This is a genomic window from Dactylosporangium maewongense, from assembly GCF_039531485.1.
In the GTDB taxonomy this organism is placed as follows: Bacteria; Actinomycetota; Actinomycetes; order Mycobacteriales; family Micromonosporaceae; genus Dactylosporangium; species Dactylosporangium maewongense.
Window position 1 is genome coordinate 212936 of record NZ_BAAAQD010000012.1, and the last position, 23406, is coordinate 236341.

Genomic DNA, 23406 nt, shown 5'->3' on the forward strand with positions numbered 1-23406 from the left:
GCTCGCCGAAGAGCTGCCGGGCCTCCCGGGTCAGGACGCCGGGGTGCCGAGGAGGGAGCGGGTGACGGACTCGGCCTGGGAGAGCATCTCGTCGAGGGCCGTGGCGAGGTGGGCGTCGGTGGGGTGGGTGCCTTCCTCGGCGGCGATCAGGACAGCGCGGCGGAGGAGCTCCTTGGCGAACGAGGCGGTGACGCCCGCCGCGGCGGCCGCCGCACGGTCGAGCGCGGGCTCCGTGAAGGGGAGGTTCCGGGCGTACAGGCGAAGCAGGCGGCGACGGGAGGCCTCGTCGGGCAACGGGATCTCCACCGCCAGGTCGACGCGGCCGGGGCGCTGGGCGAGGGCGGGTTCGAGGACGTTGACGCGGTTGGTGGTGAGCAGGAACGCGACGTCGGCGTCGTCGCCGAGGCCGTCGAGGGTCTCCAGGACGGTGAACAGCAGCGGCTGCGGGCCGTGGTGCAGCTCGCGGCTCTCGGCGACCAGGTCGCAGTCCTCCAGGACGACGAGCGCCGGTTGCAGCGCGCGGGCCATCCTGGCGGCCTCGGCGACGAACGCGATCGCCGGGCCGGCCAGCAGGACGACGGTGACGTCCGGCAGGGCGGACAGCAGGTACCGGACGGTGTGGGTCTTGCCGGTGCCGGGCGGGCCGTAGAGCAGCAGGCCGCGCTTGAGGTGCTGGCCCGCGGCACGCAGGCGGTCGCGGTGCTCGGCGATTCCGGCGACGTGCCGGTGGACGCGGGCGAGCACGCCGTCGGGGAGGATGATGTCGGCCTCGGTGACGTCGGGGCGGCGGTGGAACGAGATCTGGCCGACGCCGCGCTCGTACGCCGAGCCGCCCAGCGACAGCACCTGACCGCGCAGCACCGACCGCCGCAGCATCAGGGCGCCGACCTCTTCGATCAGGCGGGCCGCCACGCCCTCGGCCGCGGTGACGACCTCCATCCGGGCCATCGCCTGGCCGATGCGCATGTCGGGCGAGCGTTGCAGCACGGCGACGGGCGCTCCGTCGTACATGAGCAGCCGCAGCCCGAACGACACCGCTTGGCGCGCCGTGTCGGGCCCGGTGGCGACGCTGGCGTAGTCGACGGCGGCCACGCCGAACTGGCCATACCGCCCGGCGTGCTGCAGGATCTCGCTCAGGGACTGGTGCCGGCGCTGCTCGCCGCCGCCGATCCCGATGAGCGCGTGCCGCCCGCCGCGGCGCTGCACCTCGTCGAGCGCGATGTCGAGGTCGACGAACTGGTGCCCCGCGACCTCCTCGGTGACGACGGGCAGCCGCCGCGGGTCGTTGCCGAGGTGATCGGTCAGGACCGGGACGAGCTGCCCGTCGGTGTCCTGCCGCTCCCGGTGGTCGCTGACGACCTCCTCCAGGAACGCCTTGAATGCCGTGACGAAGTCCCCCGCGCGTTCATCCACCGCAGCATCATCCCCCACGGGAGGAGCCGCGGCGGGGCGTTCAGCTCGTGGCGCGGTGCAGTTCCTCGCGGCCGACGTGCAGCTCGACGACGTCGTCGGTCACCCCGCTGATCTGGTTGCCGGCGGCGTAGACGTCGTTGGAGAGGAATCCGGTGCCGTCGATGCGCGCATACCCGGTGCCCATCAGGTGCTCGGCGATCCCGGCGATCGTGTCGGGGCGGATGTCGGTCCCCGGTCCCTGCACCGCCGCCACGACGCCGATCTGCTCCCCGGCCTCGTCGACGACCGGCATGCCCACACCCACCCGCAGGAACGGCTGGGTGTCAACGACGATCTCGTCTCCCGCTGACGCACCTGGCTGCATGCACCAGATGTTCCCCACCAGGATGATCCGAAACACGGGACATCGAGATCCTCGACAAGGTTAGTATACTGAGTATTATACGGGGCATGATATCGAGGAAGTCGATCCGATGAGCATCCGGCACGCGCTGCTGGCGCTGCTCAGCGAGGGTCCGAAGTACGGGCTGCAGCTGCGCGAGGAGTTCGAGGCGCGCACCGGTGAGGTGTGGCCGCTCAACGTCGGGCAGGTCTACACGACCCTGCAGCGGCTGGAGCGGGACGGTCTCGTGGAGTCCGACGGCGACGCCGAGCCCGGGCCGCAGCGGGGGTTCCGGATCACCGACGACGGGGCGGAGGAGCTCGCCGGGTGGCTGCGCACCCCGCCCAACCTGGAGTCGCCGCCGCGCGACGAGCTGGTCATCAAGGTGCTCGTCGCGGTCCGCCTGCCGGGCGTCGACGTGCACGAGGTCATCCAGACGCACCGGCGGTACCTGGTCGAGCTGATGCAGCAGTGGACCCGGCTCAAGGAGGAGGAGGCCGACCTCGACCTCGGGCTCGCGCTCGTCGTGGACGCCGAGCTGTACCGGCTCGACTCGGTCGTGCAGTGGCTGGACACCGCCGACGGCCGGCTGAAGCGCGCCGCGCTCGAGCCACCCAGGGAGCGGCCCGCGACACCGCTGATCCGGCGCCGGACGGGGGTCCGTCGATGAGCGACGTGCTGCGCCTGGACGGCGTGTCGAAGACGTACCTCGACGGCAGCGACGAGGTCCACGCCCTGCGCGAGGTGTCGCTGACGGTCGAGGCCGGCAAGATGGTCGCGGTGATGGGGCCCAGCGGCTCGGGCAAGAGCACGCTGCTCACGATCGCCGGGGCGCTGGAGTCGCCGACGAGCGGCGAGGTGCACGTGGCGGGGCAGTCGCTGGGCGGGATGTCGCGCGACGACAGGAGCCGGCTGCGGCGGCGCGCCATCGGGTACGTCTTCCAGGACTTCAACCTGCTGCCCGGCCTGACCGCGGCCGAGAACGTGGCGCTGCCGCTCGAGCTCGACGGAGTCCCGGCGGGCCGGGCCCGCGCCGCCGGCCAGCGGGCGCTCGACGACCTGGGGCTCGCCGACCGGGCGGCCCGCTTCCCCGACCAGCTGTCCGGTGGGGAGCGGCAGCGGGTCGCGATCGCGCGGGCCGTCGTCGGCGACCGGCGGCTGCTGCTCGCCGACGAGCCCACCGGCGCCCTCGACTCGGCCAACGGCGAGACGGTCATGCGCATGATGCTGGCCGCCTGCAAGCGCGGGCTGGCCGCGGTCATCGTGACCCACGACGCGCAGCTCGCCTCGTGGGCGGACCGGGTCGTGTTCATCCGCGACGGGCGCATCGTCGACCGGACGGCGCCGCGCCCCGGGCCCGAGTCCCTGCTGGCCGACGAGGCGGCCCGATGAGCCCGATGAGCGCCGTCGTGGAGGAGAGGCCGCCGCCGGTGCTGGGCAAGGGCCACGGCGGCATGCCGGCACGCAGAGCGGTCGTGCGCTGGGCGTGGCGGCTGTTCCGCCGGGAGTGGCGCCAGCAGGCGCTCGTCCTGGTGCTGCTGGTGATCGCCGTCGCCGCGACCACGGCCGGGCTCGGCTACGCCGGCTCCGCCGGCGATCCGCAGGCCGCGACGTTCGGCACCGCCAACCGCCTGGCCACGATCGGCAGCACCGGCGCGCAGGCCGACGCCGACCTCGCCACGCTGCGGACCTCGTTCGGCACCATCGAGGTCATCAACCATCAGAAGATCCCGGTGCCCGGCTCGGCCACCGCGTACGACCTGCGCGCCCAGGACCCGAACGGCCCCTACGGACGCTCGATGCTGCGCCTCACCGCCGGCCGCTACCCGCAGGGCGCGGACGAGGTCGCGGTGACCCCTCGGGTGGCGAAGACGTTCGACCTGCGCCTCGACGGCACCTGGGACCAGGGCGGCCGGCGCCGCACGGTGGTCGGCCTGGTCGAGAACCCGCTCAACCTGCTCGACCACTTCGCGCTCGTCGCGCCCGGCCAGGCCGGCGCCGACGCGCAGACCGCCGTGCTGATCCGCTCCACCGAGCAGCAGTTCCGCGCCGCCCGCAAGCCGGACGGGATGTCGGCCCAGTTCCGCGGCACGCAGACGGATCCGGGCACGGTCCCGGTCCTCGTGCTCGCCACCATCGGCCTGCTGTTCGTGGGCCTGCTCGCCGTGGCCGGGTTCACCGTGATGGCCCAGCGGCGGATGCGGGCGCTCGGCATGCTCGGCGCGATCGGCGCGAGCCACCGGCACATCCGGCTCGTGCTGGTGGCCAACGGCGCCGTCATCGGCGCGACCGGCGCGATCGTCGGCGCGGCGGCCGGGCTCGCCGGATGGGCCGCCTTCAGCCCCCGGCTGGAGCCGCTGATCGGGCGCCGCATCGACCGCTTCGACCTGCCCTGGTCCGCGTTCGCCGCCATGCTGCTGCTGGCGGTCCTCACCGCCGTGGGTGCGGCCTGGTGGCCGGCCCGGGCCGCCGCCCGCGTCCCGGTCGTCGCCGCGCTGTCGGCGCGTCCGCTGCCGCCCCGGCCGGCGCACCGCTTCGCGCTGGCCGGCCTGGCGCTCCTCGCCGCCGGGCTCGGCGCGCTCTTCACGTCGCACCACGAGGAGCCTCCGTACCTCATCGGCGGCGTCCTCGGCGTCGCCACCGGCCTGCTCCTGCTCGCCCCGCTGGGCGTGGCCGCCGCCGGCCGGCTGGCGCGGTTCGTCCCGCTGGCGCCCCGGCTGGCGCTGCGCGACCTGGCCCGCTACCGGGCCCGGTCGAGCGCCGCGGTCGCCGCGATCACCCTCGCCGTCGGCATCGCGGCCGCCCTCGCGCTCGCCGCCGCCGTGTCCGTCGCCAAGGCGGCCGCGCCGGCCGGCGGCAACCTGCCGGCCGACCAGCTCGTCGTGTGGCTCGGACCGTCCGGCCTCGACGGACCGGTACCGGAGACGACACCGGAACAGGAGGCCGCCGCCCGGCAGCAGGTCGACGTGATCGCGGCCGCGCTGCACGCCACGTCGGTGCTCCCGCTCCAGGCGGCGATGGACCCGCACGGGCCGCAGGTCGGCGACTCCGGCGGCGGGCGTCCGGTGTCGCAGATGGGCATCGGCCGCCGGGAGACGATCGGCGGCCGCACGATGACCCAGTACAGCAGCTCCGAGGCCGACCCGTTGGTCGTGGCGACGCCGGAGGTGCTGCGCCACTACGGGATCGACCCGGCGAGCATCGCCGCCGACACCGACATCGTCACCTTCCGCGCCAGCTACGACGGGTACGACCTGATCCCCAGCGACCGGCCCGACTGGCGCCCGAAGGTGCAGCACGCGGACCTGCCGGCGTACCCGTCGCTGCCCGGCTCGCTGATCACCGCCCACGCCATGGCCACGCTGCGGTTGCAGGCGGTCCCGGGCGGCTGGCTGGTCCACGCCCCGGGCCCGCTGACCCAAGCCCAGATCGACCGGGCCGAGGAGACGGCCCAGCGGTCCGGCCTCACCGTGGAGACCCGCCCGACGGGCGCGGACGTGGCCCGGGTCGCGCTGTTCGCGACTGCCATCGGGATCGCGGTCGCGCTCGGCGTGCTCGCCGTGACGGTCGGCCTGATCCGCAGCGAGACCGCCCGGGACCTGCGCACCCTGACCGCGACGGGCGCGCCGCGCCGCACCCGCCGGGCGCTGACCGCCGCGACCGCCGGGGCGCTCGCCCTGCTCGGCGCGCTGCTCGGCACCGCCGGCGCCTACCTGGCGCTGCTCTCCTGGCACCACCGGGCGCTGCACTGGCTGGGCCACCCGCCGTCGGTCGCGCTCGCCGCGATCCTGGCCGGGCTGCCGGCGGTCGCGTACGCCGGCGGCTGGCTCCTGGCCGGGAAGGAGGCCCCGGCCCTGTCCCGCCAGCCGCTCGACTGACCCTCCGCCGGCCCGCCTCCGACGCGCTCTAGCGGGCGGCGGTGAGGGTGCCGACGAGGCGGGCGGCGGTGACGGCGAGGCGGTGGCGAGGGTAGCCGCGCTCGGACGCCCTCGGCACCGGGGTCGGCCAGCCGGGACCGGTCTCGGCACGTCGCTGAGGACCTTCTGACGCCGGCCCAGCGATCCGACCCGATGCCACGGCGTGCAGCCGGAAGGATGGACGACCTATGTGGACGATGCCCACGGTGACCGCCGGGCCCGAACGGCTCCTGCTGGAGCACATGCTCGACCGCGCCCGGCAGGCTCTCGTCGACACCGCGCGCGGGCTGACCGAGGCCCAGGCGCGGCAGCGACTCGTGGCGTCGCTGACGACGCCGATCGGGCTGGTCAAGCACGCCGCAACCGCCGAACGCATCTGGTTCCAGCGGGTGCTGCTCGGCCTGGACGCGGCCGAGTGCGACGGGCCCGCCGCCGGCGGCGACAGCAGCTTCGTCGTCGCCGGCGACGAGACCCTGGCGGACGTGATCGCCGAGTTCGAGCGGGCGAGCGACCGCTCCCGCGCGATCGCCGCCGGCTTCGAGCTCGACGACACCAGACCCCATCCCGTCGCCGGCGACGTCAGCCTCCGGTTCATCTACCTGCTGCTGATCGAGGACCTCGCCCGCCACGCCGGCCACGGCGACATCCTCCGCGAGCAGCTCACGCGGTCCGCAGCGCGTCCGTCGGGTTGAGGCGGGCGGCTCTGACCGCCGGGTAGACGCCCGCGACCACGCCGATCAGCAGCGTCGCGGCGAAGCCGCCGCCGACCGCCGACAGCGGCACGAGCGGGTGCCAGCCGCGGTACGCGGCCACGGCGTGGGTGACGGCCGCGCCGAGGATGACGCCGGTGAGGCCACCCAGCAGGGACAGCAGGAGGGACTCGGTCATGAACTGGACGGTGATGTGCCGGCGGGCGGCGCCCAGTGCGCGGCGCAGGCCGATCTCGGTGCGGCGCTCCAGGACCGAGATGACCATGACGTTGGCGACGCCGACGCCGCCAACGAGCAGGGCCACCGCGCCGAGGCCGAGCAGCAGGGACGTGATGGAGTCCGCGACGAGCAGCCGGGAGGCCAGGGCGTCGGAGGGGCGGCTCACGTTGACGCTGTTCGGTTCGCCGGGGTTGACGGCCCGGGCCAGCATCCTCGCGACCGGGGCCGTCCGAGCGGTGTCCGCGCGGACGTACAGGCGCGTCGGGTGGCCGTCGTAGCCGAAGTACGACGCGGCCACCGGCAGGCCGATCAGCGCGGCCCGGTCGATCTCGGGGGCGAGTTCGAACGGGCGCAGCACCCCCGCGACGGTGAACCAGTGCTCGCCCAGCCAGACGCGCGTGCCGGCGTCGACCTGGGCGATGCCGAGCGCCGTCGCCGCGTCGTGGCCCAGGACCACGACGGGATACCGGGCGGTGGCGTCGTTGAGGAAGACGCCGGTGGCCAGGTGGCCGTCGAGCGTGTCCAGCAGCGACGGTTCGGTGGCGCGGACCTCGACGCCGCCGCCGCGGTAGGCGGGCACCATGTCGGTGCGGAACACCTGCAGGCGCGGCACGCCCGCGGTCGCCGTCACCTTCAGCACGCCGTCGGTCCGGGCGGCGCCGGTCGCCGAGGACGTGGGCAGCTTCGCCTCGTCGCCGCCGATGCGGGTGCCGTTGGCGACGGTGAGCAGGTTGGTGCCGAGGTGGTCGATGCGGGCGAGGAGGTCGGCCTGGCTGGAGCGGGTGATGCCGAGGACGCCGACGATGGCGGCGACGCCGATCGCGATGCCCAATGTGGACAGTGCGGCGCGCAGGGGGCGGCTGCGCATGCCGATGCTCGCCAGCGGGAGCAGGTCGGCGGCGCGTACACGGGATCTCATCCGGACCGTCCAGTCAGCGTGTCGGCGACGATCCGGCCGTCGCGGAGGTCGACCCGGCGCGGGCACGCCTCCGCGACGACGGCGTCGTGGGTGATGACGAGCAGCGTCACGCCGTCCGCGTGCAGTTGCCGCAGCAGCACGAGGATCTGCCCGCCGGTCCTGCTGTCGAGGTTGCCGGTGGGCTCGTCGGCGAGGACCAGCGCGGGACGGCCGACGAGCGCGCGGGCGATGGCGACGCGCTGCCGTTCACCGCCGGACAGCTTGCCGGCGGGGTGGCCGACGCGGTGCGCGAGGCCGACCCGGTCGAGGGCGTCGGCCGCCGCCCGCCGTCGCGACGACGCGCGCACGCCGCGGTACAGCAGCCCGTCGGCCACGTTGTCGACCGCGGACCGGTGGTCCATCAGGAAGAACTGCTGGAACACGACGCCGAGCGTGTGCGCCCGCAGGCCGGACAGCTGCCCGTCCGTCAGGTCCTCCACGGCGTGCCCCGCGAGGCGCACCGAGCCGCTCGTCGGCCGGTCCAGCCCGGCGGCGAGGTTCAGCAGCGTGGTCTTGCCGGACCCCGACGGTCCGACCACGGCGACCATCTCCCCGGCGGCGACGGTCAGGTCCACGCCCCGCAACGACTCGACGGGCGGGGTGCCGGGGTACGTGCGCGCTGCCTGTACCAGAGCCAGAACGGCATCGGTCATGTCACCGGCACCTCGACGCGCATGCCTTCGGTGAGCTCGCCGCCGGTGATCTCGACCATGCTGGCGTTCTCGTCGAAGAGCCCGGTCGTGACCGTGATCAGGCGCCGGCCGGACCCGTCGACGACCGCGACCTGGTAGCCGCCGTCGGCGGCGGCGAGCAGGGCGGTGACCGGGACCCGCAGCACGTTCCTGCGCTGCGACCCGGTGATCGACACCTGAACGGGCGCCTGGTCGAGCGCGGGCGCGCCGGACGGCATGGTCACGGTCACCACCATCGACACGGTGGCCGGCCCGGGCGGGCCGTTGTTGCCCGGCTCGGGCGCGATCGCGACGGTGCCGACCTCGCGGACGGTGCCCGGGACGGGGGCGTCCAGTCCGGGCACGTTGACCGTGACCGGATCGCCGGCGTGGACGGTGCCCTGCCGGCCGGCGCTCAGCGCGACGCGGACCACGCGGGCGGTCGTCGTCGCCGACAGCATCGGCTCACCCGGCCCGGCGGACGCGCCGACCTGGACGAGGGCCGCGCCGACCCGCACCGCGCCGGGCAGGAACGCGACCTGCCCGAGCGGCAGCCGGCCGGTGCGCTGCGCGACGGGCAGGCCGCGGGCCGCCTGCCAGCGCCGGACCGCGGTCGCGGTGGCGTCGCTGAAGTGCCGGTCGACGGTGATGCCGTGGCCCGGGTCCATGCCGAGGGCGACCAGGTTCTGCTCCAGCTGCAGCACGTCGACGCCGTCGCTCATGCCCGTGGCCAGCTCCCGGTACGCCGGCACGGCGCCGTAGAGCAGCGTCGCCGGGACGCCGGCCACCGTGTAGAGGTCGGCGCCGCGGACGACGGCGGTCCCGGGCGCCGGCACGACGGTGACGACGCCGCCCGGCAGCTGGTTCACGACGGTGTACGCGCCGTCGAAGCCCAGCACGCCGGCGACCTGGACGCGGGTGGCGACGTCGCCGCGGGTCACCGGTGCCGTCGTCGTGCGCACCTGGGGCGCCGCGACGGTTTCGGGCTTCTGCGGGCGGGTCATCGCCCAGCCGGCCACTCCCGCCGCGAGCAGCGCGCTGCCGGCCGCAACCACTCGTACCCTCATGAGACCGCGATCTTCTTGTCGTAGATGCTCTTGCAGGCGTCCAAGGCGGCCAGGACCCGCTCGCTCTTGCCTTCGTTCTCCAGCGGCGTGCCGACGAGCGGGAACGTGCCGTCCGCCTTCGGGTCGGGGAAGCCGTCGATGCCGTGCTCCCGCATGCACTTGGCGAACGCCTTGAGCTTCTCCATGTCCGCGGCGCTGGGCGGCTCGGCGGAGCGGGGCGTGCCGAGCGCCGCCATCTCGTCCATGATCGCCTTGCACTCGGGGACCTGCTCGCTGAGCGTCCGCAGCTGCTCCTTGACGTCGCGGCCGTCGCCCGGCCAGGCGAGGCGGTCACCTTCCATCACCGGGTCCGCCATGTCGGGGTACCCGTGGTCGCGGGCGCACTGGGAGATACGGCGGCCCACGTCGAGGGCCTGCTGGGTGTTGATCACGCTGGGGTCCTGCTGCTCGGCCGCCGGTGAGCAGCCGGCCAGGAGCGCCACCAGTACCAGCGCCAGGAGCGGTCTCGATGTCATGTGCTCACGGTCGCCGTTCACCGGCATCACCCGCGTCTGGCCGCAGACCGATCTTCGGGGTCTGTCGTGCGACAGATCCGCAACCGGCGCGACGCACGTACGCTCGGACGATGCAACGCCTGCTGGACGCGTCGCTCATCGCTGTGCTGGTCGCCGCCACGTTGCTGTGGAGCGACGCGCTCCTGCTGTTCGGCGAGCCGGACTTCAAGGTGCTCGCCACGTTCGGCACCGTCGCCGCCTGGCGGCTGCACACGCTCTGGTGGAGCCTCGCCGCGATCCCGTCGGCGGTCGCGATCGTCCTGCGGCACCGCTGGCCCCTCACCGCGACGATCCTGGCGATCTGCGCGGCCGAGGTGCACCTGCTCGACCCGGTCCTCAAGTCGCCGCCGACCGACGTCGCGGTCCTGATCACGATGTACACCCTGACCAGCTCCGACCACCGCCGCCAGACGGTCCTGGCGACCCTGGTCGCGACCGAGGCGCTGCTGCTGTCCGGCGCGCTGGCGCAGGGGATCGGCCTCGCGCCGGACCCCGCCCGCCCGCTGACGTCCGTGGCCGACTACCTCAGCCGGGCGTCGAAGGCCTTGTACGCCGCCGTCCACGGCGACGCGCTGCCCATGCTGGTGCGCGCGCTGCAGTCCGCGGCCGTGCCCGCGCTGCTGCTCGCCGCCACCTGGGCCGTCGCCGACAGCGCCCGCACCCGGCGGCTGCACGTCGCGGTCCTGCAGGCCCGCGCCGACGACCTGGAACGCGAGCAGGAGCAGCGCACCGCCCTCGCCGTCGCCTCCGAACGCGGCCGCATCACCCGCGAGCTGCACGACGTCGTCGCGCACGGCCTGTCGGTGATGGTCGTGCAGGCCCAGGGCGCCAAGGCTCAGCTGCACCGCTCCCCCGAGCGCTCCGACGCCGCGCTCACCACGATCGTCACCACCGGCCGCGCCTCCCTCGCCGAGATGCGCCGCCTGCTGAACCTGGTCCGCGCGCCGGCTTCCCTGTCCCCGCAGCCCGGCCTCGCCACGCTGCCCGAGCTGATCGACCGGGTCCGAGCCAGCGGCGTGCCGGTCACCTTCAGCGTGGCCGGCGCCCCGGCGACCCTGCCCGCCGTGATCGAACTGGCGGCCTACCGGATCGTCCAGGAGGCTCTGACGAACACGCTCAAACACGCCACGCCGGGCGCCTCCTGTACGGTGGAGCTCACCTTCGACCCCTCCGGCCTGCGGATCTTCGTCTGCGACAACGGCCGCTTCATTGCACGCCTGACGCCCGGCAACGGCCTGCGGGGCATCACGGAACGGGTCACCGCCCTCAACGGCGTCCTGACCGCCGGCCCATCCCCCGACGGCGGCTTCGAGGTGTCGGCGTTCCTGCCCCTGGCGCTCGTCGCATGATCCGCGTCCTGCTCGCCGACGACCAGTCCCTCGTCCGCGCCGGCTTCCGCATGATCCTCGACGGCACCGACGACCTGGTCGTGGTCGGCGAGGCCGCGGACGGTCTGCAGGCCCTGTTGGTCGCCGCGTCGGTGTCCCCCGACGTGATCCTGATGGACGTCCGCATGCCCGGCGTCGACGGCATCGAGGCCACCCGCCGTCTCCGGACCGCCCTCCCCCCGTCCGCCCCACCCCACGTGATCATCCTGACCACGTTCGACCTCGACGAGTACGTCTACGCGGGCCTCCGCGCAGGCGCCGCCGGCTTCCTGCTGAAGGACGCCCTCGACACTGAACTGACGCAGGCGGTCCGCGCCGTCGCCGGCGGCCACAACGTCGCCGCCCCGACCGTCACCCGCCGCCTGGTCCAGCACTTCGTCTCCACCGACCCCCGCCCGTCCGACCTCGTCCCCATCGACGTCCTGACCGCCCGCGAACGCGACGTCCTGCACCTGATCGCCGAGGGCATGTCCAACCAGGAGATCGCCACCCGCCTCACCATCTCCGAAGGCACCGTCAAGACCCACGTGAGCCGCATCCTCGCCAAACTCGGCCTCCGCGACCGCATCCACGCCGTCATCTACGCCCACCGCACCGGCGCCGCCTGACCACCCGACAACTGCAGGTCAGGCGCTTGATCACCTGTCGCCGGGGTTCGCTGGAGTGCGCCGGAATGCGCACAGGTTGCGGACCATTTGCGGACCGTTGATCTTGGAGGCGCCGGGTGGAATGGCTGAAGACGCGGGAGCGGCAGGGTGGCCTCCAGTACACACGGCGATGTACCGGGACCACCACGGCCGCGAACGGTCCGCGGGGACGTTCACGAGCAAGAAGCGGGCGAACAAGGCGTGGCAGAAGGCTGAGACGGATCTCGCCGCCGGGAAGATCGGCGACCCGAAGCGCGGACGGCAGAAGCTCGCGCGATACGTCAACGTGGAGTGGTTTCCCAATCACGTCCTCGAGGCGACGACTCGCGAGAACACGCTGGCGGTGCCGTCCTGCGACAGGCGCAGGATCTTGCCGTTGCGGCAGGAACGCCAGCCCCCACGGCACGCCCAGGCCCCGCGCCACCTCCTGCGGGGCGGCGAGGTCGGGACGGCCCGACGGGACACTGCCGGCGACCTGCCGTGGTGAGCCGGTCCGGCACCCGCTGATCATAGGGGCGGGCACGCGCGTCGATGTCTTGACATCGCCACTGACACATCCTATGTTTCGCAGCAGATGACCGTGCCCACCGCCACGGAGCATGGTCGCAATCCGCACCCCATTGCACAGTTCGGACCAGGTCGCTGACGAGTCGGCGCGTCCAGCGATCGCAATACATCCAATGTATGCCTGCCCGCTGCGGGGAGCGGTCTCGCCGAAAGGACGACCATGATCCGACTCAGACTGCTGTTCGCCGGGATAGCCGCAACCGCGGCGGGACTGGCGCCGGCCCTGCTCATCCCGCAGGCGTCCGCGGCGACCGCGGCGACCTTCTCCGCGTCGCCGACCGGCGCCGGGTCGTCGTGCACGCAGGCGGCCCCGTGTTCCCTCGCCGGCGCACAGGCCGCCGTCCGCGCCAAGCTCGCCGCCGACCCCGGCGCGGACGTGCAGGTGCTGCTGGCGGACGGCACGTACCGGCTGTCCAGCACCTGGAAGTTCACCGCCGCCGACTCCGGCAGCACGGGGCATCCCGTGGTGTGGCGCGCCGCGCCCGGCGCCGTGCCGGTGATCTCCGGCGCGACCCGGGTGACCGGTTGGGTGCAGGAAGGCACCAGCGGCGTCTGGTCCGCGCCGGTGCCGGCGGGCAGCCAGACCCGGCAGCTGTACGTCGACGGCAGGAAGGTGCCGGTCGCCGGTGCATCCTTGTCGGACCTCGGGTGGAACGCCGGCTGGACCGGGTCCTCGTCCGGGTACACCATCAGCGGCGACGCCAACGCGAAGGCGTGGTTCGGCGCGCGCACGGCGGCCGAGGTGGCCAGGGTCGAGTTCGACTATCCCGGCGGCAACGGCCCCTGGACCGAGTCGCGGTGCCCGGTCGCCGGCTACGCGGCGAGCACGGCGACCCTCACGATGGCGCAGCCCTGCTGGACGAACGTCACCAACCGGGCCGCGTTCAGCCAGGGCAGCGGCGGGCTGCCGTCCATGTCGGTGAACACCAAGCCGGCACGGGTCGACAACACCAGGGCGTTGCTGAGCCCGGGTGAATGGTTCCTGGACGCGAACCGGCTGTACTACCAACCGGAGTCCTGGCAGCAGATGCAGAACCTCGACGTGGAGCTCCCCCGCCTCGAGTCGCTGCTGCAGGGTGCGGGCACGCTGGCCAACCCGCTGCACGACGTCACGTTCGTCGGGCTGCAGTTCTCCTACGCCACCTGGAACGACCCTTCCCGCGGCTTCTCCGACGTGCAGAGCAACCTGCGCATCACCGAGGGACGCAACCAGGGCATGTGCACCTTCTCCAACCCGGCCGGCAGCTGCCCGTGGGGCGCGCTGACCCAGCCCCTCGCCAACGTCGCGTTCACCGCCACCACCAACCTCACCCTGGCCGGCAACCGGTTCGTCAACCTCGGCGGCGCCGGGCTCAGCGTCATGTACGGCGCACGCAACACCCTCATCCAGGGCAACGAGTTCACCGACATCTCCTCCACCGCCCTGCTGCTGGGCTGCACCTACGACCCGACCCCGACGAACGCCGGCGAGGCGCAGGGGATCAAGGACCACTGCACGCCCGATCCCGCGGCCGTCAGCGGCGACAGCGTCGGGCTCAACGAGATCCTGACCAACACCACGGTGTCCGACAACGTCATCCATCACATCGGCACCGACTACTCCTCCGCGTGCGGCATCACGCTGCTGTTCTCCCGGGGCACGAGGATCACCAACAACGTGCTGTACGACCTGCCGTACACCGCGATCACCGCCGGCGTCATCCAGGGCCACGTGGACCAGGCGAGCACGCCGCAGAACTCCACGAACATCAACGAGAGCAACACGATCAGCAACAACCTCTTCCACGACTACATGTCGGTCCGCAGCGACGGCGGCGCGATCTACGTCGAGGGCCACCAGGCCGGCTACGTCCGCCGGACCGACGGCACCATCGACCCCGTCGCCACGCTCGCCAAGGGCCTACAGGTGAAGGGCAACGTCGCCTTCAACGGCCGCTCCACCAACTTCACCTACTACGACGACGCCGGCGCCGAATGGATCAACTGGGAGGGCAACGTCGCGTTCAGCGCCGGCGGCTCGGCACAGGGCGGTTGCAGCCCCACCGGGCACTTCTGGATCCGCAACAACTACTTCTCCGCCCCGATCCAGTCGTACCCGTGCGCGCAACCGGTCGACTCGAACGCCTCCGGCAACGTCTCCATCCCGGCGACACCCGGCCCCACACACGTCCCGGCAAGCGTCCTCGCGGCGGCGGGGTTGACCTCGGCATACGTCGCGCAACCGAACGCGGGTGCGCCGCAGGTCCGGTACATCTCCCCGACGAACGCGACCCAGGTGCTGGTCGGCGGGCACGGCTTCACCGCCACGACCCCGGTCTACGTCAAGAACGTGCGGGTCAGCGGCGTCCAGTTCGTCTCCGGCGGGTTCCTCGTCGTGCCGATCCCGTCGGGCACCACGGCGGCCGACATCCGCGTCGGCGACGACGGCGGTGGCCCGGTCACCCCCGGCCGCATCGACAACACGGACAGCCGGATCAGCTACAGCGGTTTCACCCTGCAGTCCGGGCGGACCTTCGGCGACCTCAACGGCGACATCCACTACGCCACCACCAACGGATCCACCGCCACGCTGACCTTCACCGGCACCGGCATCACCGTCTACGGCGAACAGAACACCGACCAGGGCAACCTCGGCATCACCATCGACGGCGGCACCCAGCAGGTCGTCAACACTGTCCCCGCTGATGGTGCACGCCACGCCAACGTCGCCGTGTTCAGCAGAACCGGACTCAGCGCCGGCACGCACACCATCGTGGTCACCAAACTGTCCGGCAGCTACGCGGTGCTGGACGGGTTCGCGGTCGCGAATACCGGCCCGACCACGACCCGACTGGACGACACCGACAGCCGGATCGCGTACAGCGGCTTCACGTTGCAGTCGGGCCGGACCTTCGGCGACCTCAACGGCGACATCCACTACGCCACCACCAACGGATCCACGGCCACCCTGACGTTCACCGGCACCGGCGTCACCGTCCACGGCGAACAGCACACCGACCAGGGCAACCTCGGCATCACCATCGACGGCGGCACCCAGCAGGTCGTCAACACCATCCCCACCGACGGCGTACGCCACGCCAACGTCGCCGTCTTCAGCAGAACCGGACTCAGCGCCGGCACGCACACCATCGTCGTCACGAAGCTGTCCGGCATGTATGCGGTGCTCGACGGATTCGCAGTGACCTCGAGCTGACAGCGTGGACCGCGGCGATCTGTCCGCCGCGGCCCACACCTCACATCATCACCGCCGGAAGAGGCTCAGCAACGCGTAGAACAGCCAGCGCCATCCGGTTACGGTCTTGAACCGTCGTCGAACCAGGCGCGTTGCTGCTGGACGGTGACCACGTCGGCGCAGTCGGCTGGATCGAGCACGTCGACCAGGTTGCCCGTGGACGGTCGGCGACCGCGTCGGAGCAGGTAGGCAACCTCGCCGCCCCCCATCGAAAGGGCCATGCGGGATGGGTACACGTCCCGCCTGGAAAGGTCAGAACACCGGCCCGGTATCCGTCGAACTTCACATTGTCGAGCACGTAGCCGATATTTCTTGGCACGCCGCCCGTCATGCGGAACTCGTACGCCGCGGACATCGCCGACATTATTTCATTGATCGCGGTCCACACGCCCGGACCTGTGAGGTCGACCCAGCAGCTCCCGGCGTTGTGCGCGAGCACCGCGACGGATCCGGCCTGCACGAAGTAGGCATGCACCCCTTCGATGCCGAGGTCGTACATGTCCCGGGCACCGGTGAACGAGCGGACCGACCTGACGGTTGCCCTACTGCCGTCCTCGGTGCGCAGCCGGCTCCCGGCGGCGAGATCCTGGGCTCCGGCCGGATGCGTGCCGTCAGCGGCCACCTGGTCCTCGACGACACCGAACCCGAGCTCGGCCCGGAGGGTGTCACGATGACCGCCGGGACCTACCGGCCGAACGACATCGCCAACGCCGGCCTGGCCGACAAGCTCGGCATCCCCACCGCGTACCTGCGCAAACTCGCCATCGAACACCCCGACCTGTACGACGAGAACGTCAACGGCTGGTTGGACCGCACCAACCGCAAGTTCCTGATCCGGGTCCTGCGCAACGACGCCGGCGGCGGGGTCGCGAGAGCGGTGCTGTCCACGAAGTACGCCCGCATCGACAACCTCGACGTGGCCATGTCCGCCCTGGAAGGCATCCGCCGCGCAGACGCAACCGTGGACGTGGTGGCCTGCGACCTGACCGACCGCCGCATGTACCTGAAGATGATCTCCCCGCAGATCCAGGTGACGGCGCTGAAGCTCCTCGCGAACTACCGGTCACCGTTCAACGGCCGCTCCGGCAGCGAGCTCCCGGTCGTGTCCGCGGGCCTGGTGATCACGAACTCGGAGACCGGCTGCGGGGCCTTCTCCATCCAGCCGTGGGTCCGGTTCGAGGTCTGCTCCAACGGCCTGGTCATCAGCGAGAACGTGCTGCGCCACGCCCACCTCGGCGGCCGGCTCTCCGACGAGGACGGCGTCGTGGAGTGGTCGACCGAGACCAACACCAAGGCCCTGGAGCTGATCACCTCCCGGGCCGCCGACGCGGTGAACGCGTTCCTCGACGCGGACTTCGTCGCCGAGATGCTCCGCGACCTGGAGACCACGGCCGGTACCGAGCTGAAGGAGCCGGACACGACGCTCAAGGTCGTCGGCAAGCAGCTGCGGTTCACCGAGGAGCAGCAGGACAGCATCCTGGCGCACTTCATCCGTGGCGGTGACATCTCCGCCGGCGGTGTGATGCACGCCGTTACGTCGGTGGCGCAGACCCTCGACGACGCGGACGCTGCCTTCGAGCTGGAGAGCGTCGCGGTCCAGGCGATGCGCCTCGCCGCTGCCCACGCCTGACGTCCTCGCCCCCGCGCCCGGATCGCCTTCTGACGGTCCGGACGCGCCCGTCTCTGACCACCTCCAGGAGTTGCTCAATGCTGTCCACTCCCGAACCACCCGAGCTGACCGACGACGCGTACACCCAGCAGGTCACCGCTGAGCCGGTAGTCGGCGAGCTCGGTGTCCACACCTTCGGCCGCGCCATCGCCGCCCATCTGACCAGTCTGTTCAACGTTCAGGTCGCTCCGCCCGTGTATCGCGAGAACCGCTGGGACCAACGTGACCTGCCGAAGGCGTCGACCTTCGCTCTGACGGTCGCTGCGCACACCGTGCTGATCACCATGTTCGAGGTGAAGCACGCCCTCATCCGCAGCACGCTGCCCGGCTACGCGATCCACCTCAACGGTGTCCGGGTCCCGTTCGAGCTGGCCAACTACCGCGATGTCGACTGGCAGCTGGCCCGCACGATCTGGATCGCCATCGACGACCAGCTCATCAAGGCCGCGGGCGGTATAAAGGCCGTGACCGAGCTGATCTCGCTGCGGCTGCCCGATCCCTGCGGCTGGGCTGCTGGGCCAGCTCGTGCCGCTCGGCACCGGCATGCTGCTCTTGCGCCGCCATCCCGAAGCCGCGCGGCGGGTGCACACCGTCGCGCGGCGCTGCGCCGACGTGCTCCTTGCCGGGTTGGTGGCGTACTTCGTCGTCACCGGCGCCGGGCGGCTCCCGGAGGTGGGTTGGGCGGCGCTCGGTGTCATCGCCGTGCTGGTGGCGGGTTGCCTGGCGGTGACGCTGGTGCCGTGGCTGGGCCGGGCGCGGACGCGGCGGGCGGTCGAGATGACGGCCGCGGTCCGGAACCTGTCCCTCGCGCTGTTCGTCGCCTCGACCGCATCGACCGTGGTCGTGCTGGCGTTGTTGGCCTACGGCTTGGTGATGTACGCGTTGTCCGTCCCTGTGGCGGTGACCGTGGCGCGGGCGGCGGAGGCGTGAGGCACTGGTGACGGCGTCGAGGCCTTCACGACGATGCCGGCCGCGGCGATCAGGCACGCGACGCCGACCGCGGTGAGGACCGGGACGTAGCCGCCGGCGGTGTGCAGCGCCGCGGCGCCGAGTGGTGCCCCTGCACGGGAGAGCGTGATGGGGACGGTGAGGATCCCGGCGATCGTGGCGTACGCGACGGTGCCGTACCGGTCGGCGAGCAGGGCGGGCGATGCCAGGCTGGAGATGCCGAACCCGAGCCCGAAGGCGATGACTCCTGCGATGGCGCCGGCCCGGCTGCCGCCGGCGGCGAGCAGCGCGAGGGCTGCGGTGGCCTGGACGGTGTAGACGGCCGCGACGACGGTGGTGGTCCGGATCCGCCGTTGCGCGCCGGTGAGCACGAGCCGCCCGGTCACGGACAGCACGCCGAGCAGGCCGGCGATCGTGGCGGCGAACGTGACCGGGTGTCCAACGCTCGTGAGGAAGCCGACGAGGTGGACGGTCATGGTGGTCATCGCCGCGCCGTGGGCGACGAACGCGACCGCGAGGGCCCAGAACCGGCCGTCGCGCAGCGCGGCGGCCACCACCGCCTGCCGGGCCGCTGGGTGCCGGTGCTTCGCGGCGACCGGCGTGTATGGCGGGCGGCGCAGGACGAGCCCGTGCAACGGGACCGTGATGAGGCCGTGCAGGGCGGCGAGGACGAGCAGGGCGTGCTGCCACCCGTACCGCTGGACGAGGGCGCCGGTCAGCGGCAGGAAGATGGCGCTGGCGAACCCGGCCACGATGGTGATCGCCAGCAGTGCCTTCGCCCGCCGTCCGTGATCGAACCAGGACACCACCACGGCGAAGGCCGCTTCGTACTGCACCATGGCCGAGGCCAGGCCGATGCCGATCAGCACGGCGTACAGCTGGATCACGGTGGACACCTGTGACCAGGCGACGAGCAGCCCGGTTGCGGCGGCCGAGCCGGCGGTCATCAGCGCCCGGCCGCCGTGGCGGTCCAGCCACCGCCCGACCGGGACGGCCATGACCGCTCCGGCCAGGATCGATGCGGTCAGCGCGCCGGTGACGGTGGTGGTGGAGGTGTGCAGCGTCGTGGCCATGGGTTGCAGGAGGACGGCGAAGGCGTAGTACAGGGTGCCGTAGCCGACGGTCTGGGTGATGGCGAGCGCGGCGACGATCCGCCAGCCGTGGAAGACGGGCCGGTGGCCACCGACGTGTGGGTCGGTGGCCACCGTGGGAGCAGATTTCACCTGGTCAGCTGCAGCAGCTGCCGGACTGCTCACCACTGGCCGGCGCCGAGGCGCTGATCAGCGTCAGTGGGGACGACAGCAGCCCACCGGAGATGCCCGTGGCCAACCCCCGCCCGGCCGGCGCCGTATCGACGGCGGGTGCGCCGCAGCAGCCGCCTCCGGCCGCGTCGACGGTCTCCTCGCCGACGACCGGGTTGCTGTTGCAAACCCCGGTCTCGGGCAGGTCCAGCTGCACGTCGCGGGCAGCGTCCCAATCCCCGGCGAGGGCAGCGACGACGGACCGTGCCTGCTCGTAGCCGGTGGCGAGCAGGAACGTCGGGGCGCGGCCGTAGCTCTTCACGCCGATGGCGTAGAAGCCGGCCTCGGGGTGCGCGAGCTCGTCGACGCCGTGCGGCGGGACCGTGCCGCAGGAGTGCTCGTTCGGGTCGATGAGCGGCGCCAGGGCGCGGGTGGAGCCCAGGATCGGGTCCAGGTCCAGGCGCAGCTCGGACACGAAGCCGTGGTCCGGGCGGAACCCGGTCGCGGACACGATCCGGTCCACCACGACGACGCGCTCACCGTTGGACACCTCGACCGCACCCTCGGGCAGGACCTTCAGCGTCTCGGCGGAGAACCCGGTGATGAGCTGGATGCGGCCGGCGTCGACGTGCTCGCGCAGCCGGGTGCCGATCGCGCCGCGAGCCGGGAGGGCGTCGGCGGTCTCACCACCGTAGGTGCGGGCGGGCGTCGCCGCCCGGATCGCCCACGTGACCCCGGTGCCCGGGACCTGCTCGGCCAGCTCGGCCAGGACCAGCAGGGTGTTGGCGGCGGAGTGCCCGGCGCCGACGACCAGGGTCCGCTTCCCGGCGAACCGATCCCGGTCGACGCCGAGCACGTCGGGCAGGGCGTGCTCGATGTACGCGGCGGCGGCCGTCTCGCCGTGCGCGGGGATGCCTGACGCGCCGAGGACGTTCGGGGTGGACCAGGTGCCGGACGCGTCGATCACGGCCCGCGCGAGGAGGTCACCGCCGTCGGCGAGTCGGACCAGGAACGGCGCCGACTCACGGCCGGCGGTCCGCAACCGGTCCAGGCCGAGCCGGGTCACTGCCACGACCCGCGAGCCGTAGCGCACGTGCGGCTTCAGCGCGGGCAGGTCCGCCAAGGGCTGCAGGTAGTCCTCGGCCAACTGCCCGCCGGTCGGCAGTCGCTCGGCGTCGGGTTCGACCCAGCCGGCGTCGGCGAGGAGCTTGCGAGCGGCGGCGTCGATGTTGTACCGCCACGGCGAGAACAGCCGGACGTGCGCCCACCGCCGGATCGCGGCGGCCGGGCCGTCGCCGGCCTCGAGAACAACGAACGGCAGACCGCGCTCGTTCAGGTGTGCGGCGGCGGCCAGACCGACCGGGCCGGCACCGATGACGACGACGGGCAGGTCTTCCAAACGGTTGCTCACAACGATCTCCAATGTCTTGACAGAATTCGAAATACGAAGGCGCACTGCGGTGCTACGGCATGGCGCTAGACGTGTTGGCTGCGGCGTTCGATGAACACGACGTCACGCCACCGGTTGCCCTGGCTGGCGTGGCGGCCGACGCGTTCGCGGATGCCGACCTCGCGGAAGCCGGCGGCGCGGTGCAGCGCGCGGCTCGCGGTGTTCTCTGGGAAGACGCCGGACTGGATGGTCCAGATCCCGGCCGCTTCGGTGGAGACGACCAGGGCGTCGAGCAGCGCGCGGCCGACGCCGCGGCCCTGGGCAGCGGGGTCGACGTAGACGGAGTGTTCGACCACCCCGGCGTACACCTGACGCGCGGAGACCCGGGACACAGCGACCCAGCCGAGCACCGTGTCGCCAGGATCGACCGCTACGAGGCGGTGGCCGGCCAGCTTGCCGGCGTCGAACGCCTCCCACGTGGGGGCGGTGTCCTCGAAGCTGGCGTTGCCGGCGTCCATGCCGGCCTGGTAGATCGCCAGGACCGTTGCCGCGTCCCCGGCCGTCATCGGGCGGATCGCAACGTCGGTCACGCGCAGCCTCCGATCGGGCTCGGGGCGGGCTTGCCCATCACGACGTCGGCGGCGGACGGGAAGCAGGCGATGCAGGCGGCGTTGATGCGGTAGTGCCGCGCGGTGCCGACCGCCTCGACCAGCACGAACCGCACCTCGGTCAGGATCTTCAGGTGCTGCGACACCGTCGACTGGGCCAGACCCACGGCCGCCACGATCTCCCCGACGCTCAACGGCTTCCCCTGCCGGGCGAGGTACTCCACGATCTGCACCCGCGACGGGTCCGCCAAGGCGCGAAACCAGGACGCGTACTCCTCCGCGGCCGCCCTGTCCAGCAACTCGCTCACGCAGCACCAACTTCATCGTCTATCGCCGATCAACGATTGAAGTGTAGCCGGGTCGGTCGCCGCCAGCCAGCCCGTTGCGACGACCAGTCGCGCGACGGCCGCAAGCGTCGTCGTTTCCACGCTGTCCGGGGTGTCGGCCGGGCTGTGGTAGCTGGCCATCCCCGCGCCGATCCCGACTGCGGCCAGGCCCTCGGCCGCGTAGCGGCGGTTGTCCGAGGCGACCGGCCCCGCGACGAGCGGCAGCCCGGTGTGCCGCCCGGCCTGGTCGAGCGCCGCAAGCAGTGCATGTGCGGGCCCGCCGGCTTCGACGGCGGCCGCCTGGTGCAGGTTGCCGGCGCCGTCGACGTTGATGACGAGCGGCGCGGCGCCTGCCTGCCGCAGCTGGGCCGCATGGTGGGCGGAGCCGAGCGCTCCGGCCTCCTCCGCGTCGAGCAACGCGACCGACAGCCGCAGGCCGGCTTCCCTCAGCACGCGGGCCGCCTCGAGGACGACGGCGACGCCGCTGCCGTTGTCGGCCGCCGCCGGCTGGCGTAGCCCCGGATGGTCACCGACCCCGTCATAGTGCGCCGTCAGCAGCACCTCCACACCCGTGCCGGCGGGCCACGTGGCGTGCAGGTTGGTGGCGGGCACGTCGAGCCGGCGGATCGGCGCGTTTGCGGCCAGCCAGGCCGCACCGCTGCCGGCCGCGGCACACAGTGCGGTGTGGGTGGCGGTGTCGAGGGTGAGGATCGGCAGCGGGCCGGGGTTCGGGCCGGCGAGCATCGTGTAGTGCCAGCCGTCGGCGTCCACCCCACGGCCGAACAACAGCCCGACCGCGCCGTGTGCATGGCCGTACGCGTCGAAGAGCGTCATCCCGGCCGGGACGGCGAGCCACCGGCCGGCAGGATCACCGGCTCCGGCGACCGCGACGCCGCCGCGCTGGATGAGCGGCTGGTCGGCGGAAGCGAGGTGGACGGCGACATCACGGCCGAAGGCCAGCCGGCGGGTCGTGGTGCCGTCGTGCCAGTCGACGGTCGGCGTCGTGTACACCTCGGGGACGAACCGGACCGCGAACGGCTCCAGGCTGACCGCCGCGCCGAGATCGGCCAGGTGCTGGGCGAGCCAGGCGCGGGCCGCGGCGCCGCCAGCCGAACCGACCCGCCGCCCGCGGAACGGCTCCCCGGCGAGGGCGGCGACGGTGGCGGCCATCCGGTCGCCGGAGACACCGCCCAGCATCTCCGCGAGGATCTGCGCGACTGATGCCGGCCGGCTGGCGGCGGCGCTCATCCGCAGCAGCCCGCGCCGGACGCGACTGCCTCAGCCTTCGCCGACGTACCACAGCAGGCGCCGGCCTCGGTCGCCTCCGCGGTGGTGCCGCAACAGGGCCCGGAGCTCGCGGGCTCCAGCAGGGTAAGGGTCGCCTGGGGCGGGTTGCCGCAGCAGCCGCTCGTGCCGGCGACGTTGAGGGCTGCCGCCGGGTCGCCGGCGAATCCGCCCTGAGTCTGCGTGCTGGTCATGGTGTGCTCCATAAGGTTGTT

Annotated in this window: 24 protein-coding genes; 10 read left to right on the forward strand and 14 right to left on the reverse strand. The window is 72.7% G+C overall.

The window, feature by feature from the left end:
- Nucleotides 1–30 precede the first annotated feature (30 nt).
- Entirely contained in the window at nucleotides 31–1413 is a 1383-nt protein-coding gene (locus ABD332_RS29165) for an AAA family ATPase (protein ID WP_344505464.1), read from the reverse strand.
- A gap of 40 nt (nucleotides 1414–1453) precedes the next feature.
- On the reverse strand, nucleotides 1454–1777 hold the full coding sequence (locus ABD332_RS29170) for a hypothetical protein (protein ID WP_344505465.1): 324 nt from the start codon (nucleotides 1775–1777) through the stop codon (nucleotides 1454–1456).
- A 109-nt stretch (nucleotides 1778–1886) separates the two neighbouring features.
- Here ABD332_RS29170 and ABD332_RS29175 point away from each other — a divergent pair, with 109 nt between their 5' ends.
- The 4 genes from ABD332_RS29175 to ABD332_RS29190 all read left to right on the forward strand — a co-directional run bounded on the left by ABD332_RS29175 (nucleotide 1887) and on the right by ABD332_RS29190 (nucleotide 6404).
- Nucleotides 1887–2465: a PadR family transcriptional regulator gene (locus ABD332_RS29175; RefSeq protein WP_344505466.1), complete on the forward strand. Its 579-nt coding sequence runs from the start codon at nucleotides 1887–1889 to the stop codon at nucleotides 2463–2465.
- On the forward strand, nucleotides 2462–3187 hold the full coding sequence (locus ABD332_RS29180; protein WP_344505467.1) for an ABC transporter ATP-binding protein: 726 nt from the start codon (nucleotides 2462–2464) through the stop codon (nucleotides 3185–3187). The genes ABD332_RS29175 and ABD332_RS29180 overlap by 4 nt, the downstream gene beginning before the upstream one ends.
- Nucleotides 3188–3192: 5 nt before the next feature.
- Entirely contained in the window at nucleotides 3193–5673 is a 2481-nt protein-coding gene (locus ABD332_RS29185; RefSeq protein ID WP_344505468.1) for an FtsX-like permease family protein, read from the forward strand.
- A 227-nt stretch (nucleotides 5674–5900) separates the two neighbouring features.
- On the forward strand, nucleotides 5901–6404 hold the full coding sequence (locus ABD332_RS29190; RefSeq protein ID WP_344505470.1) for a DinB family protein: 504 nt from the start codon (nucleotides 5901–5903) through the stop codon (nucleotides 6402–6404).
- Here the strand turns inward: ABD332_RS29190 and ABD332_RS29195 are convergent.
- From ABD332_RS29195 to ABD332_RS29210, 4 genes are read right to left on the reverse strand one after another with little or no spacing between them, the layout of a single operon-like run.
- A complete protein-coding gene (locus tag ABD332_RS29195) occupies nucleotides 6373–7560 on the reverse strand; it encodes an ABC transporter permease (protein WP_344505471.1) in 1188 nt (395 codons plus the stop codon). The genes ABD332_RS29190 and ABD332_RS29195 overlap by 32 nt on opposite strands.
- Nucleotides 7557–8252: an ABC transporter ATP-binding protein gene (locus tag ABD332_RS29200; protein ID WP_344505472.1), complete on the reverse strand. Its 696-nt coding sequence runs from the start codon at nucleotides 8250–8252 to the stop codon at nucleotides 7557–7559. Before ABD332_RS29200 ends, ABD332_RS29195 begins: the two co-directional genes overlap by 4 nt.
- The gene (locus tag ABD332_RS29205; RefSeq protein WP_344505473.1) at nucleotides 8249–9337 is read right to left on the reverse strand and encodes a peptidoglycan-binding protein; all 1089 of its coding nucleotides are present in this window, start codon (nucleotides 9335–9337) and stop codon (nucleotides 8249–8251) included. The genes ABD332_RS29200 and ABD332_RS29205 overlap by 4 nt, the downstream gene beginning before the upstream one ends.
- Nucleotides 9334–9852 (reverse strand): hypothetical protein, encoded by a 519-nt coding sequence (locus ABD332_RS29210; protein WP_344505474.1) that lies wholly within the window; start codon nucleotides 9850–9852, stop codon nucleotides 9334–9336. Before ABD332_RS29210 ends, ABD332_RS29205 begins: the two co-directional genes overlap by 4 nt.
- A 110-nt stretch (nucleotides 9853–9962) precedes the next feature.
- Here ABD332_RS29210 and ABD332_RS29215 point away from each other — a divergent pair, with 110 nt between their 5' ends.
- From ABD332_RS29215 to ABD332_RS29230, 4 genes are all read left to right on the forward strand, one after another.
- The gene (locus ABD332_RS29215) at nucleotides 9963–11240 is read left to right on the forward strand and encodes a sensor histidine kinase (protein WP_344505475.1); all 1278 of its coding nucleotides are present in this window, start codon (nucleotides 9963–9965) and stop codon (nucleotides 11238–11240) included.
- The gene (locus ABD332_RS29220) at nucleotides 11237–11887 is read left to right on the forward strand and encodes a response regulator (protein WP_344505476.1); all 651 of its coding nucleotides are present in this window, start codon (nucleotides 11237–11239) and stop codon (nucleotides 11885–11887) included. Before ABD332_RS29215 ends, ABD332_RS29220 begins: the two co-directional genes overlap by 4 nt.
- Nucleotides 11888–12056: 169 nt before the next feature.
- Complete coding sequence (locus tag ABD332_RS29225; protein ID WP_344505477.1) at nucleotides 12057–12413, forward strand: hypothetical protein; 357 nt, start codon at nucleotides 12057–12059, stop codon at nucleotides 12411–12413.
- Between the two features lie 240 nt (nucleotides 12414–12653).
- A complete protein-coding gene (locus ABD332_RS29230; protein WP_344505478.1) occupies nucleotides 12654–15686 on the forward strand; it encodes a hypothetical protein in 3033 nt (1010 codons plus the stop codon).
- Between the two features lie 40 nt (nucleotides 15687–15726).
- On the opposite strand, the gene ABD332_RS29235 is transcribed toward ABD332_RS29230, so the two are convergent.
- Nucleotides 15727–16347, reverse strand: coding sequence for a hypothetical protein (locus tag ABD332_RS29235; protein WP_344505479.1), 621 nt, complete (start codon nucleotides 16345–16347; stop codon nucleotides 15727–15729).
- Between ABD332_RS29235 and ABD332_RS29240 the strand changes: the two genes are divergently transcribed.
- Complete coding sequence (locus tag ABD332_RS29240; RefSeq protein ID WP_344505481.1) at nucleotides 16327–17355, forward strand: DUF932 domain-containing protein; 1029 nt, start codon at nucleotides 16327–16329, stop codon at nucleotides 17353–17355. The genes ABD332_RS29235 and ABD332_RS29240 overlap by 21 nt on opposite strands.
- 74 nt (nucleotides 17356–17429) lie before the next feature.
- On the opposite strand, the gene ABD332_RS29245 is transcribed toward ABD332_RS29240, so the two are convergent.
- The gene (locus tag ABD332_RS29245; RefSeq protein ID WP_344505482.1) at nucleotides 17430–17933 is read right to left on the reverse strand and encodes a hypothetical protein; all 504 of its coding nucleotides are present in this window, start codon (nucleotides 17931–17933) and stop codon (nucleotides 17430–17432) included.
- Between ABD332_RS29245 and ABD332_RS29250 the strand changes: the two genes are divergently transcribed.
- Nucleotides 17920–18324 carry a hypothetical protein gene (locus tag ABD332_RS29250; protein ID WP_344505483.1) on the forward strand — a complete coding sequence of 135 codons (405 nt, stop codon included), beginning with the start codon at nucleotides 17920–17922 and terminating at the stop codon, nucleotides 18322–18324. The two genes, ABD332_RS29245 and ABD332_RS29250, sit on opposite strands and share 14 nt — an antisense overlap.
- On the opposite strand, the gene ABD332_RS29255 is transcribed toward ABD332_RS29250, so the two are convergent.
- The 6 genes from ABD332_RS29255 to ABD332_RS29280 all read right to left on the reverse strand — a co-directional run bounded on the left by ABD332_RS29255 (nucleotide 18255) and on the right by ABD332_RS29280 (nucleotide 23385).
- On the reverse strand, nucleotides 18255–19547 hold the full coding sequence (locus ABD332_RS29255; protein ID WP_344505484.1) for an MFS transporter: 1293 nt from the start codon (nucleotides 19545–19547) through the stop codon (nucleotides 18255–18257). The two genes, ABD332_RS29250 and ABD332_RS29255, sit on opposite strands and share 70 nt — an antisense overlap.
- Nucleotides 19548–19569: 22 nt before the next feature.
- Nucleotides 19570–20994, reverse strand: coding sequence for an FAD-dependent oxidoreductase (locus tag ABD332_RS29260; RefSeq protein ID WP_344505485.1), 1425 nt, complete (start codon nucleotides 20992–20994; stop codon nucleotides 19570–19572).
- Nucleotides 20995–21059: 65 nt separating this feature from the next.
- Nucleotides 21060–21563 carry a GNAT family N-acetyltransferase gene (locus ABD332_RS29265; RefSeq protein WP_344505486.1) on the reverse strand — a complete coding sequence of 168 codons (504 nt, stop codon included), beginning with the start codon at nucleotides 21561–21563 and terminating at the stop codon, nucleotides 21060–21062.
- Nucleotides 21560–21889 carry an ArsR/SmtB family transcription factor gene (locus ABD332_RS29270; protein WP_344505488.1) on the reverse strand — a complete coding sequence of 110 codons (330 nt, stop codon included), beginning with the start codon at nucleotides 21887–21889 and terminating at the stop codon, nucleotides 21560–21562. Before ABD332_RS29270 ends, ABD332_RS29265 begins: the two co-directional genes overlap by 4 nt.
- 12 nt (nucleotides 21890–21901) lie before the next feature.
- On the reverse strand, nucleotides 21902–23155 hold the full coding sequence (locus tag ABD332_RS29275) for a M28 family metallopeptidase (protein WP_344505490.1): 1254 nt from the start codon (nucleotides 23153–23155) through the stop codon (nucleotides 21902–21904).
- Complete coding sequence (locus ABD332_RS29280) at nucleotides 23152–23385, reverse strand: hypothetical protein (RefSeq protein ID WP_344505491.1); 234 nt, start codon at nucleotides 23383–23385, stop codon at nucleotides 23152–23154. Before ABD332_RS29280 ends, ABD332_RS29275 begins: the two co-directional genes overlap by 4 nt.
- Nucleotides 23386–23406: the final 21 nt, after the last annotated feature.